General features: G+C 63.9%; 7 protein-coding genes and 1 pseudogene. All 8 read left to right on the forward strand.

The window, feature by feature from the left end; all coding sequences use genetic code 11:
- Nucleotides 1–12: 12 nt before the first annotated feature.
- Nucleotides 13–4,638: a beta-ketoacyl synthase N-terminal-like domain-containing protein gene (locus tag C8K38_RS20210; RefSeq protein WP_097213207.1), complete on the forward strand. Its 4,626-nt coding sequence runs from the start codon at nucleotides 13–15 to the stop codon at nucleotides 4,636–4,638.
- Nucleotides 4,635–5,918: an acyl carrier protein gene (locus C8K38_RS20215; protein ID WP_143548498.1), complete on the forward strand. Its 1,284-nt coding sequence runs from the start codon at nucleotides 4,635–4,637 to the stop codon at nucleotides 5,916–5,918. The genes C8K38_RS20210 and C8K38_RS20215 overlap by 4 nt, the downstream gene beginning before the upstream one ends.
- Before the next feature lie 30 nt (nucleotides 5,919–5,948).
- A complete protein-coding gene (locus C8K38_RS20220) occupies nucleotides 5,949–10,730 on the forward strand; it encodes a beta-ketoacyl synthase N-terminal-like domain-containing protein (RefSeq protein WP_097213209.1) in 4,782 nt (1,593 codons plus the stop codon).
- Nucleotides 10,727–12,298 carry an FAD-dependent monooxygenase gene (locus C8K38_RS20225; protein WP_097213210.1) on the forward strand — a complete coding sequence of 524 codons (1,572 nt, stop codon included), beginning with the start codon at nucleotides 10,727–10,729 and terminating at the stop codon, nucleotides 12,296–12,298. The genes C8K38_RS20220 and C8K38_RS20225 overlap by 4 nt, the downstream gene beginning before the upstream one ends.
- Complete coding sequence (locus tag C8K38_RS20230) at nucleotides 12,295–14,025, forward strand: FAD-dependent monooxygenase (RefSeq protein WP_143548499.1); 1,731 nt, start codon at nucleotides 12,295–12,297, stop codon at nucleotides 14,023–14,025. Before C8K38_RS20225 ends, C8K38_RS20230 begins: the two co-directional genes overlap by 4 nt.
- Complete coding sequence (locus C8K38_RS20235; RefSeq protein WP_218840989.1) at nucleotides 14,025–14,990, forward strand: quinone oxidoreductase family protein; 966 nt, start codon at nucleotides 14,025–14,027, stop codon at nucleotides 14,988–14,990. Before C8K38_RS20230 ends, C8K38_RS20235 begins: the two co-directional genes overlap by 1 nt.
- 2 nt (nucleotides 14,991–14,992) lie before the next feature.
- Nucleotides 14,993–15,844, forward strand: a complete 852-nt coding sequence (gene fabD / locus C8K38_RS20240; protein WP_097213212.1) for an ACP S-malonyltransferase — start codon at nucleotides 14,993–14,995, stop codon at nucleotides 15,842–15,844.
- Between the two features lie 119 nt (nucleotides 15,845–15,963).
- Nucleotides 15,964–16,199 (forward strand): annotated as a pseudogene (locus C8K38_RS27825) (helix-turn-helix domain-containing protein); the annotation flags it as partial.
- Nucleotides 16,200–16,452 lie beyond the last annotated feature (253 nt).

The raw sequence follows: 16,452 nt of genomic DNA on the forward strand, positions 1-16,452 counted from the left end.
AAAAGGTGGGGGATGAATCAAGACGTCGTTGTCGTGGGTATCGGTTGCCGATTTGCGGGGTCAGGCAATATCGGTGAGTTCTGGGATACATTAGAGTCTGGACGATCTGACATTGGAGAGGTTGGGTCAGATAATTGGGACCGGGAGCGATTCTTCGATGACGGAAGAACGCAGCCCGGGACGATCAATTCACAATGGATCGGTGGTCTGGAGAGTGCGCGTTTCTTTGACAACGCGTTCTTCAATTTGTCACCGCGAGAGGCAATCGCTATGGATCCGCAGCACCGGATCCTCCTCGAGGAAACTTGGCACTGTATCGAGGACTCAGGTCTGCCGATCGGGCTGCTGCAGTCGGGCCGGACGTCGGTGAATGTTGGGTTGATGGCCCAAGACTATTTGATCAAGGGAATCTCCGACAACAAGCGGGTGGATGCATTCGACCCAATCGGAAACTATGCCTGCATCGCCTCCAATCGGATCTCTTACCTGCTCAATCTGACCGGCCCCAGCCGTACGGTGGATACCGCTTGTTCGGCCTCTCTGGTCGCTCTAGCGCAGGGACGTCGTGACCTGCAACACGAGCAATGTGATTTCGCGCTGGTTGGTGGTGTCAATGTGGTCTGCTCGCCGTGGCGATACTTGGCGTTCACGCAGTCGCGGATGCTGAGTCCGGACGGACGCTGCTTCACTTTCGATCGCCGCGCCAACGGCTATGTTCCGGGCGAGGGGGCCGGGATGGTGCTGCTGACTACCCGCGAGCGGGCCGAACGGCTCGGCTGTCACATCTATGGCGTGGTGAAAAGTGTGGCCACCAACCACAACGGCCACAACCGCAACCTCACCGCACCCAATGCCGACGCGCAGGTCGATGTGATTCGGATGGCACTAGACGAGGCTGGAGTTACTCCGTCCGACGTCGGATATGTGGAGGCACACGGAACCGGAACCAGTCTCGGCGATCCGATCGAGATCGAGGCTCTGGCAGCCGTTTACGGATCCGATCGCGCCCACCCACTGCAGGTGGGTTCGGTCAAGACGAATATCGGGCACGTCGAGGCGGGCGCGGGACTGGCCGGGCTGATCAAAGTGCTGCTGATGCTGCGCCACGGCCGGATCGTGCCCACCCTCAACCGCGAGGTCCACAATCCGTTGCTGCGCGGCGTCGGCGAGTGCATCGCCTTTCCCGACACCGCGGGGGAGTGGGCAACCGGGCGCGGGCCGCGTACCGCGGGAGTCAGCTCGTTCGGGTTTGGCGGCGTCAATTGCCACGCAGTCATCCAGGAGTACCAGGAAACCGATCGTCCTGCTGCTAGCGAATTTGACACCCGTGCAGCAGTCTTCACCCTCTCCGCAAAGACCCGTAGCGCGCTGGTGAGCACGCTGGGCGCGTGGGCAGCCGATCCGCGCGGAGCACAGGAATCCATGATGAAGCAGCTGTGCCGGGCGTCCAATCAGCGCCGGGTGGACCTGCCCTATCGGGTTGGCGCCCGTGTACAGGACCTACCGCAGCTGCTTGCGGCCCTGCGCCGGGGCGAGGAGCCCGATGCGATCGCCGACGTGACCGCTCAGCCGCGACCGGCCGTCCTGCTCGCGCCGCATACCGGCACCGAGCCTGTAGGCCCGTTCGCGGCGAGCATCGTAAGGCACCCGGAGCTGGAGGCGCTGACCGTTCTGGCGGCCGAACTCGGGCTGGCGGGCCGGCTGGCTAGCTTCGCCGCGCATCTCGACAGCCTCGATGCACTCGCGTCCGGCGGCGTGAGAGCCGCCGAATTGGTAGCTGTCGACATCGCCGGTGCCGCCGCAGCCTTGGTGCACGCCGAGGCGGTCTCATTCGAGAATGCCGTGGTCGCGTTGCTGGACGGTGGTCCGTTCGCGCTGGAGGAGCCGCCTCGATGCGGGGTCGTCGTTTGCGGAGAACAATTGCTGCCCAACGAATTCACCGACGATTATCTGCAGGATCTGCTGGACGGATGTGCGCAGGCACTGGAGGACGTGGCACCCTACGCGGCGCAGGCGGCGCTGCTGCTCGATCACCAGTTCACCTTCACCCGCGCGATCGGGCGGTGGGAGGAGTTGCTGGGGGATCGTGGTTTCGGACTGCTCGAGGTCCTGCGTGACTTCGGCGGGCGGGCGCCACACTTGGCGCCAGCGCAGTTGGCTCTAACCGCGTTGGCGGTCACGGTTGCGCTTACCGAAATCGACGGGGCCTGGGGCCTGCAGCCCGCGCGCTGGGTGGATCCGGCGACCCGCGAGCTGGCAGGGCTGATCTGTGAGAACATCCTGGATCGCGAGGAGCTCGTGGCCGTTCTGTACGAGGAGATCGAGATCGCCGAGCTTGCCGCGGGTGCTCGTACGCATGCCCGGGTCCGCGGTGGCCGGCTCGACATTTTCACTGCGCTCGTCGAGCAAACCCGCGCCAACTACAACGGTCGTCTGGTGGCCGCGCCGGCCGCGGATGAGGCGATGGCCGCGGCGGCACTCATCTGTGAGCAAGTAGATCCGTCTGCCGCAATGGTCGTGGTCGGCCCGGCGCCGAGGGAGATGTCTTCGGTATTCGTACATATCGCCACCGCGGGCCCCGACGATATGGCGGCCGGACTGCTCGCCCTCTGGCTACGCGGTCACAATGTAAGTTGGTCCGGAACGCAAGTCGATGGCGCGGTTCGCCCCGCGGGATTGCCAGGATATCGGTTCGATCCAAATCCCTTCTGGCACGACGACATCGACACGAACCTTAGCGGCGTTGCACCGAATGCCACAGCGGTGGAGAATCGCCAAGAGAACCACAATGCGGCCAGGCCGAAAAGCGATCCCACGCAGAACACTGCTGCGGCATACGGCCTCGAAGGCGGGGTCCAGTTCGAGAATTATCCAGATCCAGGTTCGGTAGAGGGGGCCGGAGCTGAGATGGGTGCGCCTGCTGGACGGGCTTCCGCTGTCGATCCGGCCGGAGGGCTGGAGGGGTTGCTCGCCGATCTGATAGCTGAGGCTACCGGCTCGCAGCGCGCGCTGTTGCGGCCAGACTCCGAATTCGCCGATATAGGTGTCGATTCGCTGATCATCCACCAACTCAACACCGAACTCTCGGCACGGTTCGGCGATATCGCTGCGACGCTATTCTTCGAATGCCGCACTATCCAGGAGGTCGCCGAGCGCATCCACCGGGACTACGCCAGTGCGGTCGCCGCTCATTTCGATCTCGTTGCACCGGGAACGGTCGCTTCCGCACCCTCGTGCAAACCGCACGTCAGTGATGCATCCGGCCCTCTGGCACCCGTCCTTCTGAATGCCGGCGCACCGGGCGGGGGGAGTTCGCGCCGTGACCCTGCGGATGATGGCATCGCGATCATCGGTTTCGACGGTAGGTTCCCGGGCGCGGACTCGTTCGAGGAATTCTGGTCGAACCTGTGCGACGGCGTCGACTCGATCACCGAGATCCCACTGAAGCGTTGGGATCACGCCGAGTACTTCGATCCGCGCCGCCATGTCCCGGGCAAGGTCTACTCCAAATGGGGCGGATTCCTTACCGACGTCGACCGCTTCGATGCCGACGCACTCGGCATACCTCCGGTCGAGGCGATGTTCATGGATCCGCAGGAGCGGTTGTTCCTGGAGGCTACCCGCGGCTGTCTGGAGAGCGCCGGATATACGCGGGACCGGTTGCGCGCCATGCATAGCGAAGTGGGCGTCTATGTCGGCTCCACGTTTAACAACTACCAGCTCGTGCAACGCGATGCCGCGGCCCGCTCGGGCGGATACGTGCCGATCAACGCCCAGACGTACGCGATCGCCAACCGGGTATCGTACGTACACGACCTGCGCGGGCCCAGCATGACTTTGGACACAGCGTGTTCGTCGTCGCTGTACGCGGTGCACCTGGCATGTGAGAGCCTGCGGCGCGGGGAATGCGCGATGGCCATTGCGGGTGGCGTCAATCTCAGTCTGCATCCGTCGAAATACCAGATGCTGGCTCAATATCAGTTCTTGTCCTCCGATGGCCGCTGCCATGCCTTCGGCGAGGGGGGCGACGGATACGTGCCCGCCGAGGCGGTCGGGGCATTCCTGCTCAAACCGGTGTCCGACGCGGTACGCGATCGCGACCGCATCTACGGCGTCATCCGAGGTAGCGCTCTCACCCACGGCGGTCGCACGAGCGGTTTCACCGTGCCCAACCCGCACGCGCACACCGCCGCCATTACGCGTGCCATGAATCAAGCAGGATGTGGTGCCGAGACGATCAGCTACTTTGAGGCGCACGGCACCGGCACGCGGCTCGGCGATCCGATCGAGGTCGCCGCGATCGGCGCCGCCTACCGCGGTGCGAGCTCGCGGAACCAGTACTGCGCGATCGGGTCGGTGAAATCGAACATCGGTCACGCAGAGGCCGCCGCCGGCGTTGCTCAGCTGGCGAAGGTGGTGATGCAGATGTACAACCGCGTCCTGGTGCCGTCGTTGCATGCCGAACGCACAAATCCAGCCATCGATTTTGCTAACTCACCAGTGTACGTCCAGCGTGAGCTCACAGATTGGGATCCAGTGCGTATGGGTTTTGGGGATGTTCCGCGCAGAGCCGGGGTGTCGTCGATTGGTGCCGGTGGGACCAATGTTCATATCGTCCTCGAGGAGTACCGGTCGTGACATCGACAGCCCACCGATTCGTCATCGCATTGTCGGCCCGCGACCGTGACACTTTGGTAGCCCATGCCCGAGTCATGGCCGACTATCTGGATTTTGACCGAAAAGATCGGTGGCGTAAAGCATTCGCAGACACACTAACTCTGCCTGCCGTCGTCAAGACGCTACTGCGCTGCCGGGAAGCCTATGCGCACCGGGCTGCGTTCGCGGCCGATTCGTTGGCCGAGGTGGCAGACCTGTTACGTGCCGTGACGGCCGAGTCGGGCGACGCGAAGCGACTGCGGAACAGGGGAATCTATGTAGGAACGGTGGATGTCGACCCGCTCTTCGGTCAGCTCGCCGAGGATCACGACTATTTGTTGCGGTTGATCGCTGCTGGACAGTTCGACCGGGTGGCCACGCTTTGGACGCTCGGATTCCCAATTGACTGGCAGATTGTCCATCCCGAACTCGATAAGCACCTGCCTGTCTATCTCCCGCCGACACGACCGAAACGTCAACGCTTCTGGCCTGAACCTCCGGAAACGTCGCGATCCAGCGGCGAGGCCATGGAATTCGCGATCGCGGCGGGGGTTGTTCCCAACCTCGGTGAAATGGACCGGTCTCACTCGGGGATTCATGTTTCGCCGGGCGCGCCCGATTGGGTGGCGAGGTCGATGACGAACGTGATCGAAAGGGCTCCTGAAGACTCCGAACCGGTCTCCGGTTCGGCGAGTCTGCATACGGAGTCGGGCGCAGCTACCTTTGTGGTGAACCCAGTTGGTATTCGGGAAAAGTCTGCCGCAGAGGTCGCTTCGGAAGTGGTCGTACGGAGCGGGAGCGTGCCGGTGGCCGCGCAGGGATTGTCGTGCGAGCTGGCGGAGTTACCACCGATGGTGCGCCGGCAGCGGCTACGAACTTTGTTGCAGGGCTGGATCGCCGAAACATTGGCATATCCGGCCAATGAGATGCCCGCGGTCGATGCTGGGTTCTTCGACCTAGGTATGTCTTCCATTCATCTAATGCAGGTGCGGGCAGCGATCAGCGAGGAGCTCGGATTCGAGCCGAGTGAGACCTCTGGCTTCGACCATCCGACGATCACCGAGTTCGTCGATTACCTCGACATGGCCATCGATTTCGATGCGGTGGGCTCAACGTTCGCGGTGAGTTCGTCGAGTTCGGAGGTGAAATCGACGGTCACGGGGGTGGCGGCCACTGCGCCCGAGTTGCCCAACTTGGATGCGGCCTCGATCGACCGCCTGTCGGCGGTCGAACTCGAGCGGGTGCTCACCCAGATTCTCTGATTACCAGCGCGTTTCGATTCGAAGGGCATCATGACACTCGAAGTTGAAAACGAACAGCTCAAGGCTTTGCTTCGCAAATCGTTGGACACGATCCGCGATCTCAACGTCCGCGTCGCCGTGGGACCCGAAACAGGCAAGCAGCAGCCGATCGCCGTCATCGGGACGGCTTGCGAACTGCCCGGAGGTGCCGACTCACCGGAGGCCTTCTGGGAGTTGCTGAATTCCGGCGAGACCTGTGAGCGAGACGCCCCGGCCAGCGAATGGTTGCGGACCGTTCACGGTGAGCACTTCGCCACGCAACCGGTCGCCGCCGGATTCGCGACAGCCAACTACCTGGACCGCGATGTGATGCGGTTCGATCCGAGGTTCTTCAATATATCGCCTACCGAGGCAAGCGATATGGACCCGACCCAGCGCCTAGCGCTCGAGCTGACCACACAGGCCCTCGAACGGGCAGGTTACAACCCGTGGCAGGTTCCCGGAACCGTCGGTGTGTATTTCGGTGTCATCGGCGGCGAGTACGGTGCGCTTGCGCGCCAGTCGGCGAGGCCGGGCCAGTACGTGGCCACGGGAACTCTGGACAGCGTGGTAACCGGTCGAATCAGCCATACCTTTGACTTCACCGGGCCCTCGGTATCGGTGGATACCGCCTGTTCGTCGTCGCTGGTGGCGTTGCATCTGGCCTGCGAAGGTATCCGCAACGGCGACTGCGATATCGCAGTCGTGGGTGGGGTGAACCTGTTGCTCGACCCATCCGTGGTGACCGCGTTGGCAGGGTTCGGGGCACTGTCTATCGACGGCCGCTGTCGCCCGTTCACTGCTGAGGGTGAGGGCTATGGCCGAGGCGAGGGCGGTGCCGTCGTCGTCCTCAAACGGCACATCGACGCGAACCGTGACCAAGATCAGGTACTGGCGCTCGTGCGGGCGACTGCGGTCAATCACGACGGCCGCTGCAGCGGCCTGACCGTGCCGAATGGCACCGCGCAACGACAGCTGCTGGCCACCGCGCTGCAGAAGTCTGGATTGCGCGCTTCTGACGTGGACTACCTTGAAGCGCACGGTACCGGCACGCCTTTGGGTGATCCAATCGAAACGACTGCGGCCAGCGCCATCTATTGTCAGGACCGGCCGGCGGAAAGGCCATTGATCGTCGCCTCTAACAAGGCTCAGATCGGACACCTCGAAGCCGCTTCCGGCGTCGCATCGCTCCTGAAGGTGGTGCTGGCGCTGCAGCACGGCCGCATTCCTGCGCAGGCGGGGGTCGACACGCTGAACCACAACATCGACTTTGATCGGCTCATGTTGCGAGTGCCGCGCGAGGAAGTGAATTTCGGGGGGCGCCGGATCGTTGCGGCGGTCAGCTCATTCGGTTTCAGCGGCACAAATGCGCACGCGATTGTCAGCACACCCGACGACACCGTTGCGTCGTCCGCGCTCGAAATGAATACCGAGCGACGGCATGCGCTGGTGCTCAGTGCCCGCTCACCTGCTGCGCTGTCGGCGACCGTGGACGCGGCGGTCGGCTACCTCCAATCGGCCCCGCATACGGCCGGCGACATTTGCTTCACGTACGCGACCGGCCGCCCTCACGGCCCCTACCGCACCTACGTCACCGGCGCAGACCGGCAAGGGCTGTTGCGTGCTCTGCAAACGCAGGGTGCGACACCGCAGCATGTGTCGCGATCGCGGCTGACCCGGACCGGCCCGATGCAGGCTGCGTTCATCGTCGGGGGACTTATCCCGGTCAAACCAGATTCACGAGTCGCGGAGTGGTACAGATGGTTCGGCGGTTTCCGCCGTGGTTTTGATCGCGTGGAACAGGCATGGACGGCGCGAACTGGCACACCCTTGCTCCGGCGCGGTTCGGCGGTATCGGCGGCTGCGCTCGCAGGACATCAGCTGGCGGTGCTGTGCGGCGGCATCGAGATGCTACGAGGCTTCGGTGTCGAGGCACACGTGTGGTGTCCGGATGGGTTGGGCATGTATGCGGTGGCATTGCAGGTCGGCGCGCGTGAGTTCGATTCGGTCATCGAGGAGCTGATCGAGCTGTTTTCCGACGTGCGGGTGGACGATACGCGGCAGCTGACCCGCACTCTGGCAGGGCTTGCGCTACGGGTGCCGATGGCGTCGGCGCCACCGGCACCGGGACAGCCGGCGGTAGCGCGCCTGGACGCCGCGGTCGTTTGCCCGCAGGACGCTGTGTTCGTCGGCGGTCGCCAGCTGCGTGATCCCGGGTACTGGCGGCGCGTCGCTGGCTGTACTCCCGACCCGTCTCGCACCGCGGCGGTATGCGTCGAGCACGACGTCCCGGTAGCAGTAATGCTCGGCCATGGCATCTCTGCCGATCAGTTCGTCAATACCTTGCAGGTCGTCGAACTCACTCCGAGCGGAGATTCGGTTGTTGACGCGGCCGCGGGAGAGTTGCTACCGCTGAAGGAGGCTGTCGCGGTCGACGAAGTGCTGGCCGCCGTGCTGCGGATGTACGAACTTGGTGCAGAAGTGGATTGGGCTGAGTGGTATGCCGAGTGCGGGGTGCGCCGGGTGCGTGTGCCCACCTCGGTGCTGGAGCCGGTCCCGTACGCCTTCGATTGGGCGCCGTGCAACAGTAGTGTCGTTCTGCCCGCTGACCCGCTGGAGCCGCGCGAGTACCCGTCGCCGCGGAGCGGGTCCGAATTCGAATTTTTGCTCGCCCCGACCGCATTGCCCGTGGTCGATACCCACGGGATCGTGCACATCGGCTACTTCGTCGAGATGCTGCTGCGTGCGATCGCCGGGGCCCGTCCGGAGGCTCGATTCGAAATTGAGGAGATGGTCTTCAGCACCGCTCTGGTGGTGACCGAACAACCCGCCCAGCTGCGGTTGGTATTCGACGACGTGGACGGAGATGCTCCTGGCTTCGCTTTCCATTCGCTGGTCGATGCCGATACCAACCGTTGGGAGCTACACGTATCCGGCACTTTGTGCCGGCACACCGAAACAGCGCCCGGCGCGATTGATCGCGATTCATGGGATCAAGTTGGATTGGTCTGCGACGGTGCTGAGTTCTACGTCGAAATGGGCCGGCGTGGGCTGCAGTTGGGACCGAGCGTGCGGGCCGTCGGAGAGGTACGGCGCCGGGGTGGCGTGGCGTGCGCTGCCATCGACACCGCCCACGCCGTGACAGTCCAGCACGCTGCCCGGGTCGCGCCCGGCATCCTCGACGCCTGTGCTCAGGTATTTCACGTCCTGATGCCCGAAACCGTTTCTGCCGCAGTGCCGTTCATGGTGGAGCGTCTCGGACAGGTAATAGTGCACCCCGGTGAGCCTGTGGCGCCGCATGCGATGCTGGTCGACGGGGTGCAGCTCGCACCGGACGCCAAGAGCGTTACCGGGCGCTTCGTACTGGTGGCGGCCGACGGATCGGTGATCCTGGAATGTCGGTCGTGTACGATCCGCTGGATCGAGAGCGGCATCGATTCGGTCGTCGCCGCATCCGCAACCGCGTCCGGCGCGCTGCGGATCACAGATGAGGAGGCCGCGGACATCGCGGCAGTTGAATCTGGTCAGATGCCGAGCCTGTTCGCCGCGTTGATCAGTCGACTCATTTCTGAACTCACGGGAATTGAGGTCACCGAGATCGCCGCCTCGGACACCACCAGCGAATTGGGTATCGATTCGATCCAAGCCACCCGCCTTTACCGCGCGCTCGAACCTATTAACCCACGCAGTGGCGTGACTCTCGCCGATATTGTGCAGGGGATTTCGGTAGCTGATCTGGCGATGTGTCTGACTGCGGAACGTGCCGCATCCCCTGCGCGGTCCGTTTCCGTTACTGGTCATGCGTCGGGTGGCGATTCGCGTCCGGCCTTCGCTGGTATGTCGGCCGTGAGCACCGTGTCTGGATCTGCTATTGGCACCCAACCCGTGACCGGAACTGTGGCTATTGAATCGCAGCCCGTCACCGATTTCGGCACCGGTGCTGGATCGCTGTCGTCAACGGGTATTGGGCTGGAAACGGTCGTCCCCCAGAGCAGTACCAAGTCGTCCAAACCCTACTTCGTAGCTCGTGACCCTGCGGCGAAGCTGCGACTGCTCTGTGTTCCCTATGGTGGTGGCAGCACGTTGCTGTTTCACGGCTGGCAGCGAACTGCTCCACCCGGTGTCGAGGTGTGCCCGGTAGCACTGCCAGGCCACGGAGCTCGGCTCGACGAGCCTCTGGTGTCGGACGTGCACCGCATTGTCGCCGAGTTGGAGACCGAGGTGGTGCGCCATGGTGACAGCCCGTTCGCTCTATACGGGCACAGCGCGGGCGCGCTTATCAGCTACTTGCTCGCCGCGAGGCTGCGGGCGAACGGGCATCAGGGCCCGCGGTGCCTGTACCTGGCCGCGTTCAGCAGTCCTGCGAGTGGCGGCAATCCATTCTATTTGGATTGCCGTGAGGAGCTGCAGGCCGCCGGATACTCAGATCTGCCTGCCGCGGAACACATTCGCGAGATGACACCCACCCAACTGCAGTGTCTGGCGACGGCGCTGCGGTTCCCTGACGCCACCGCCGCCGACCCCGCGTTGCTGCGGATAGCATTGCCGATTCTGGCCAACGACATTCGGATGGTCGGCAGCTTCCGCCACGGGGATGCCACCGTGCTGGACGTGCCGATCGTTGCACTCCACGGTCGCCGCGATGACCGTGTAACTGAGCAGCAGGTCCGGGATTGGGCGCACTGGACAACCGCGCCGTTCCAGAGTCACGTCTTCGACGGCGACCACTACTTCCTACACCCCGAACAGTGCCGTGACCAGGTGCTGGAGATCATCGCGAAAGGTACCCAATGACCAACCCAACCGCTGAGCTTGAGGCGGAATACGACGTGGTCGTCGTAGGTGCCGGTCCGGTCGGGCTCTTCACCGCAATCCTGCTGGGTCAGTACGGTGTTCGCACCCTCGTGGTGGAGCGGCGTCAGGAAATGTACACCTACCCGCGGGCGATCGGAATCGACGACGAGACTATGCGTGCCTTGCAGGCCATCGGCATTGCTGAGCGTCAACTGCCGCTGCTGCACTTTGAACCGATCATCGAATACCTATCGCCGGTAGGCTATTCACGCTTCCAACCCCCCGCGGTGCCCGGGCCATACGGTCATCCGTTCTTGGCTACATTCCTCCAGCCACAGTTGGAGACCGGCCTGCGGGAACGCCTCGCCGAGCTGGAGTCCGTGGAACTGCGCGAAGGAATCGAATTTGTCGCCTACGACAGCCGATTCGATGGCGACGACTGCGACGCTACGATTGTCAGTCTGCTGCGCAGCACCGACGGCGCCGAGCTCCGAACCACCTCGCGATTCCTGCTTGCCTGCGACGGTGCTCGCAGCCGCGTACGCCAGCAGCTGGGCCTGGATCTCGTCGGCGACACCCAGGAGGAAAAGTGGCTGGTCGTCGATCTGCGTGACGACGATGTGCTGAGCGCGGCGATGACCGATCGCCACGAACCCTGTTGCGCGCAGCCGATGGTTTCGATCACCCTGCCAGAAGGGTTGCGGCGCATAGAGTGTCGCCTAGGCGCCGATCTGGCCCGCGCCGATACGGTGGACGACCAGCAGATACGTGCCGCGCTGCGGCCGCTCGTTGGTGATCACCGGGTCGACGTGGTTCGTGCCGCCGTTTACGTGCGATCCTTCCGGCATGCGGAGCAGTTGCGTGAGGGCGGCGTGTTTCTGCTTGGCGACGCCGCGCACCTGGTCCCGCCGTACGGTGGTCAGGGCCTGTGCTCAGGCATTCGTGATGCGGTCAATCTTGCATGGAAGATCGCGTTAGTGCTCGGCGGCCGACTGCCGACCGCCGTACTCGACAGTTACCAGGCCGAACGGGGCGGCCACATGGCCCTGACGGTCGCGTTCATCCGGCATCTGGCCCGCCGCATAGAGGGCGACATTGACCGGGCGCCCGATGCGTTGGAGGTGTCGGTCGCCGACCAGCGGCGCGCTAAGCCCGCACCGGAATTCGCCGTCGGCTTTTTCGATCCGACGGCAGGCGGCGGCCGCATGTTCCCACAGCCGCGCGTCGGTTCGGACGGTGGGACCGCGCTGATGGATGACCTTCTAGGGCAGGGATTCTCGGTACTCGCCCGCGCGCGCAGCCGGGTGCCGGCGGCGCACTGGCGCACGCTGCTGGGCCCGGAAACAACCGTCGCCCGCATCAGCTCGCCCGGCGCGGATGTCGAACCGGAATCAGGTGTGATCGTGCTCGACGACATCGATGGCGAGGTTCTCGCGGCGATGTGCGAAGCGGACGTGGTGGTATTGCGCCCGGACCGATTCGTCCTGATCGCCGTCGCGGACTCTGAGGCTGACCGAGTCGCCGGGTGCCTCAACGCTCTGGCCGTAACGACCGGAGGAGTGCAGTGAGGACAGCTGCACATCCTGAACCACTGGACGTGCTGATTGTCGGCGCTGGCCCGGTCGGTCTGACGATGGCGCTGACATTGCAGCGTAACGCGGTGCGGTTCCGCATCATCGACAAGCTCGATCAATGGTCTCCACTGAGCAAGGCGATGACGCTGACCCCGCGCACCCTCGAGTGCTTTCGAATGCTCGGTGTCGCCGACGCGTTTCTCGCTGACGGCATCCTGTCCCGGCGAATCCACCACTACACCCAGCGGCGGCGCAAGATCGCCGTTGCCGATCTGGGCCGCCTCGACGGCGAGTTCCCCGGCGTGTTGCACCTGAGCCAGAGCCGGACCACCGAGATCCTCGCCGCGGCGACATCGGCGCGTGGCACGCTGGTCGAACGCGGGCTCGCCCTCACCGATTTGATCAGTGTCGAGGGCGGTTATCGGTGCGTGCTGACGGCCCCCGACGGAACGATCAGCGAGGTCACTACGCGGTACGTGGTCGGCGCCGACGGTAGTCACAGCCGGGTCCGGGAGATGCTCGGGACCAGCTTCGACGGTGCCGAGCAGGACGAGACGTTCATTATGGCCGATATCGAGATGGACGGTTTTCCTTACCATCCCGAGGATCGTCACGCGTTCTATCTTGACGAGGGCACCTTCTTCACAATTCTGCCGATCGACGGCCGCTACTTCCGGCTCATCTCCACCTGCCGTACCGCCACCGACGAGGTCGACGAAGACTTCGTGATCCGCCGGTTCGACGAGCTACTGCATACCGTGGGACTCGCGCATGTAACGCTGGGCGAACCTTTCTGGGTGACACGCTTCAACCCGCGGCAGTTCTTGTCCGAGCGGTTGCGTGTGGGTGGGGTGTTCCTTGTCGGCGACGCCGCTCATATTCAGAGCCCGATCGGTGCGCAGGGCCTCAACACCGGAATCCAGGACGCGATGAACCTCGCCTGGAAACTCGGCCACGCGCAGCGTGACGAGGCCCGCGATGTCCGGATCCTGGATAGCTACCACGATGAGCGACACCCGGTCGCGCAGAGACTGTTCGAGTACAACGATCTGCTCAGCGAGCGAATCTTCGGGCGCAATCGGATCAAACGGCAGGTGCTGCGCTACCAAAACTATCTGCTGCGCTGGTCGTCGTTTCACGCCGCCGAACTAGCCAAAGTTAGTCAGTTCAGGGTCGGCTATCCGGCGGGCGGGCTGTTCGGACGTTCCGGTGCGGGAACGGCTCCGTGCGGGCCGCACATCCGAGCTGGCGAACGCATGCCGCACACCAGCTTCCGCACCGCGGATGATGAAGTGTTTCCGATGCTGGGTGAGCTCGGAGGACATCGGCATCTCCTCTTGGTTTTCGCTGGTGAGGACGCCGATCCGCCCGAGCGGTTCCTGGCGTCGCTGCGCCGGGCGGGTCTATTGCGGCTGACCGGGGAGGGAGCTTCCTTCGTGGTCTACGACCGACCCTCGACGAAGCAGCGCTACCGGCGACCGCTGGGGTCGCAAGTGCTCATTGATCCGGCCGGGCGCTGGCGCGAACGGCAGGCAGTCCCCGCGCACACTGGAGTCCTGCTGCGCCCCGATGGCTACGTGGCCGCGGCATTCGCGCTCGACGATCCCGGCCCACTCGACGGCTATCTAGCTCTTGTCTCGGGAATCACCGGCGACGACGTACTCCCTTTCGCAGCAAACTTGATCACTGACGGCACCGCACACGAGAAGGACGTTCACTGATGACAGCAATACGGGCACTCCGGTTCGACCGCATCGGTTCTCTGGACGCACTGCACCTCGCCGCGACATCCCGTCCGCTGGCTACAGAGGGCGAGGTGGTGGTGCAGGTCCGGGCTGCTGGGCTCAACCCCAGCGACTTCAAGAATGTCCTCGGCAAGTTTCCATACACAACCGTGCCGCGCACCCCTGGCCGTGATTTCGCCGGCGTCGTCGTAGCCGGCCCGGACGAGCTGGTTGGACGCGAAGTGTGGGGTAGCGGCCGCGAACTGGGCTTTACCCGCGACGGCTCGCACGCCGAGTATGTGGCGCTGGCCGCGACCGGAGTATCGACAAAACCGGCGAATCTATCGTTTGAGCAGGCCGCGGCGTGTGGCGTGCCGTATCTGACGGCGTGGGAAGTGCTGGAGCGCAGCAGAATTGGTGCCGAAGATGCCGTGCTGATCATCGGTATGGGCGCGGTTGGCGCGGCGGCGCGGGCGGTGGCCGCAGCCCGCGGTGCGCGTGTCCTGGTTGCGGTTCGGCGCACGGAGCAGGCCGAACAGTTGCGTGGCCGCGGCATCGACACAATTGTGCTGGGTGAGCAGTTGGCCATGTCGGTACGTGAGTACTTCGGTGACGGTGCAGAGGTCGTCTTCGATACGACCGGGTTCTGGCTTCCCGCGGCGATTCCGGCGCTAGCCGCCGGTGGACGGGTGGCGATCATCGCGGCGCCAGGCGACGGGCACGAGCGAGTACCGGTCTTGGATTTCTACCGGCGTGGCTCCACGTTGCTGGGCGTCAATTCCGCCCGCCACGATACAACTACCAGCGCTGTGTCCTTGACTGCACTGCGCCCACTGTTCGAGTCGGGGGCGGTGCCCGCGCCTACAGGTATCGTCGTTCGTCCGCTGGACCAGGCCGTGGAGACGTACCGCGATCTGGCTGGCGGTGCGACCGACAAGTTCGTCTTCGTGCCGGAGCACTGAGCATGCCAGTGTTTGTGTTTCCCGGGCAGGGCTCGCAGTTCCCGGGTATGGGCAAGGACCTGTTCGATGAATTCCCTGATCTGGTTCGCCAGGCAGACGAGGTGCTCGGGTATTCAATCCGGGAGTTGTGCGGCGAGCCGGGCGCGCCGCGGCTGGGCCGCACGCGCTATGCGCAACCGGCCATCTATGCCGTGAATGTCCTTGCTTATCTTAGGTTTCAGCGAGCCGCGAATCTGGTGCCGTCGTATCTGCTGGGGCACAGTCTGGGGGAGTACTGTGCGCTGTTCGCCGCGGGCGCGTTCGACTTCGCTACCGGACTGAGGTTGGTGGCGACGCGCGGTGAGCTGATGGGGGAGGCCGACGGTGGTTCGATGGCCGCAGTCGTCGGCCTCACCGCCGAACAGGTCGAGCAGGCGGCGGCCTCATGGGACGGGGGTGGCATCTGGGTGGCCAACCTCAATGCACCCGATCAGGTTGTGGTCTCCGGCCGCGCTGAGCAGGTGCAGGCTGCACGGGACCATTTCCTAGAGGCGGGTGCTGCCCGCTATGTACAACTGCCGGTTAGCGGCGCTTTCCACTCCCCGCTGATGCAGAGCGCCCAAGCGCGATTCGAGCAGGTGCTTGCCACAGCGGAGTTCTCTGCGCCGCGAATTCCCGTGGTGGCCAATCTGACCGGTAGGATCTACACCCAAGATGCGCTACCGGGCTGCTTGGCAGCTCAGATATGCGGCGCGGTGCGTTGGTCGCAAAGCATACGGATGCTGCTCGATCGTGGCGAGACCCGCTTCATCGAGACCGGGGCTCGGCAAGTGCTGACACCGATGATTGAAAAGATTGCGCACTTGGTGAATTGACTACGGGCGCGTGCGCCGCCTCGAAGACGCGGTGATGGAGCGTACTCTGTCGGCTCTCATTCAGATCGTATCCGGGTGGTCGACGGCCGTGTGCGTTTGTTAAGGGCTGACAGTTATCGATGTCCGGTATCGGTGTGGTTACCACACGCACCGACCACCGAGAGGTCCTCGTGCGACATGCCAATGTCTTCCTGACCTCACGTGGCCGTTTAGCCCTGGCAACCCTCGTCGTCGAAGACGGCTGGTCCTTCGCCGCGCCGCCGAACGGTTCCAATGCTCACCGTAGACGGCGAAGGTCTGGGCCGACCGCTACCGCGCCGAGAAAGGAGGCGGCATGGTGGACCGCTCGTCGCGCCGAACCAGCCTGACTGTCCCTGTGATGGCTTCCACCAGCGCGGCGGCTAGACCCAGGGGCCGGAATTAAGACCATTCATTCGAGATTTGGTCCGGACTCAATCATTCCGCTGGTGACTACGAAGGGAGACAACCCGGTTCAATTCATTACATGACGAATGACATCGACGGGACCTCGATGTCATTCGAACTCGACGGCATCCCGCTCGGCATCTAACTCGCGACCGCACAGCTGCGGGTGCTCGCCGAGCAGC

This window comes from Rhodococcus sp. OK611, from assembly GCF_003050885.1.
In the GTDB taxonomy this organism is placed as follows: Bacteria; Actinomycetota; Actinomycetes; order Mycobacteriales; family Mycobacteriaceae; genus Rhodococcus_G; species Rhodococcus_G oryzae.

Coding starts and splice junctions, on each gene's coding strand:
- C8K38_RS20225 (WP_097213210.1), top strand. CDS start 10,727: ATGACCAACCCAACCGCTGAGCTTGAGGCGGAATACGACGTGGTCGTC.
- C8K38_RS20210 (WP_097213207.1), top strand. CDS start 13: ATGAATCAAGACGTCGTTGTCGTGGGTATCGGTTGCCGATTTGCGGGG.
- C8K38_RS20235 (WP_218840989.1), top strand. CDS start 14,025: ATGACAGCAATACGGGCACTCCGGTTCGACCGCATCGGTTCTCTGGAC.
- fabD (WP_097213212.1), top strand. CDS start 14,993: ATGCCAGTGTTTGTGTTTCCCGGGCAGGGCTCGCAGTTCCCGGGTATG.
- C8K38_RS20220 (WP_097213209.1), top strand. CDS start 5,949: ATGACACTCGAAGTTGAAAACGAACAGCTCAAGGCTTTGCTTCGCAAA.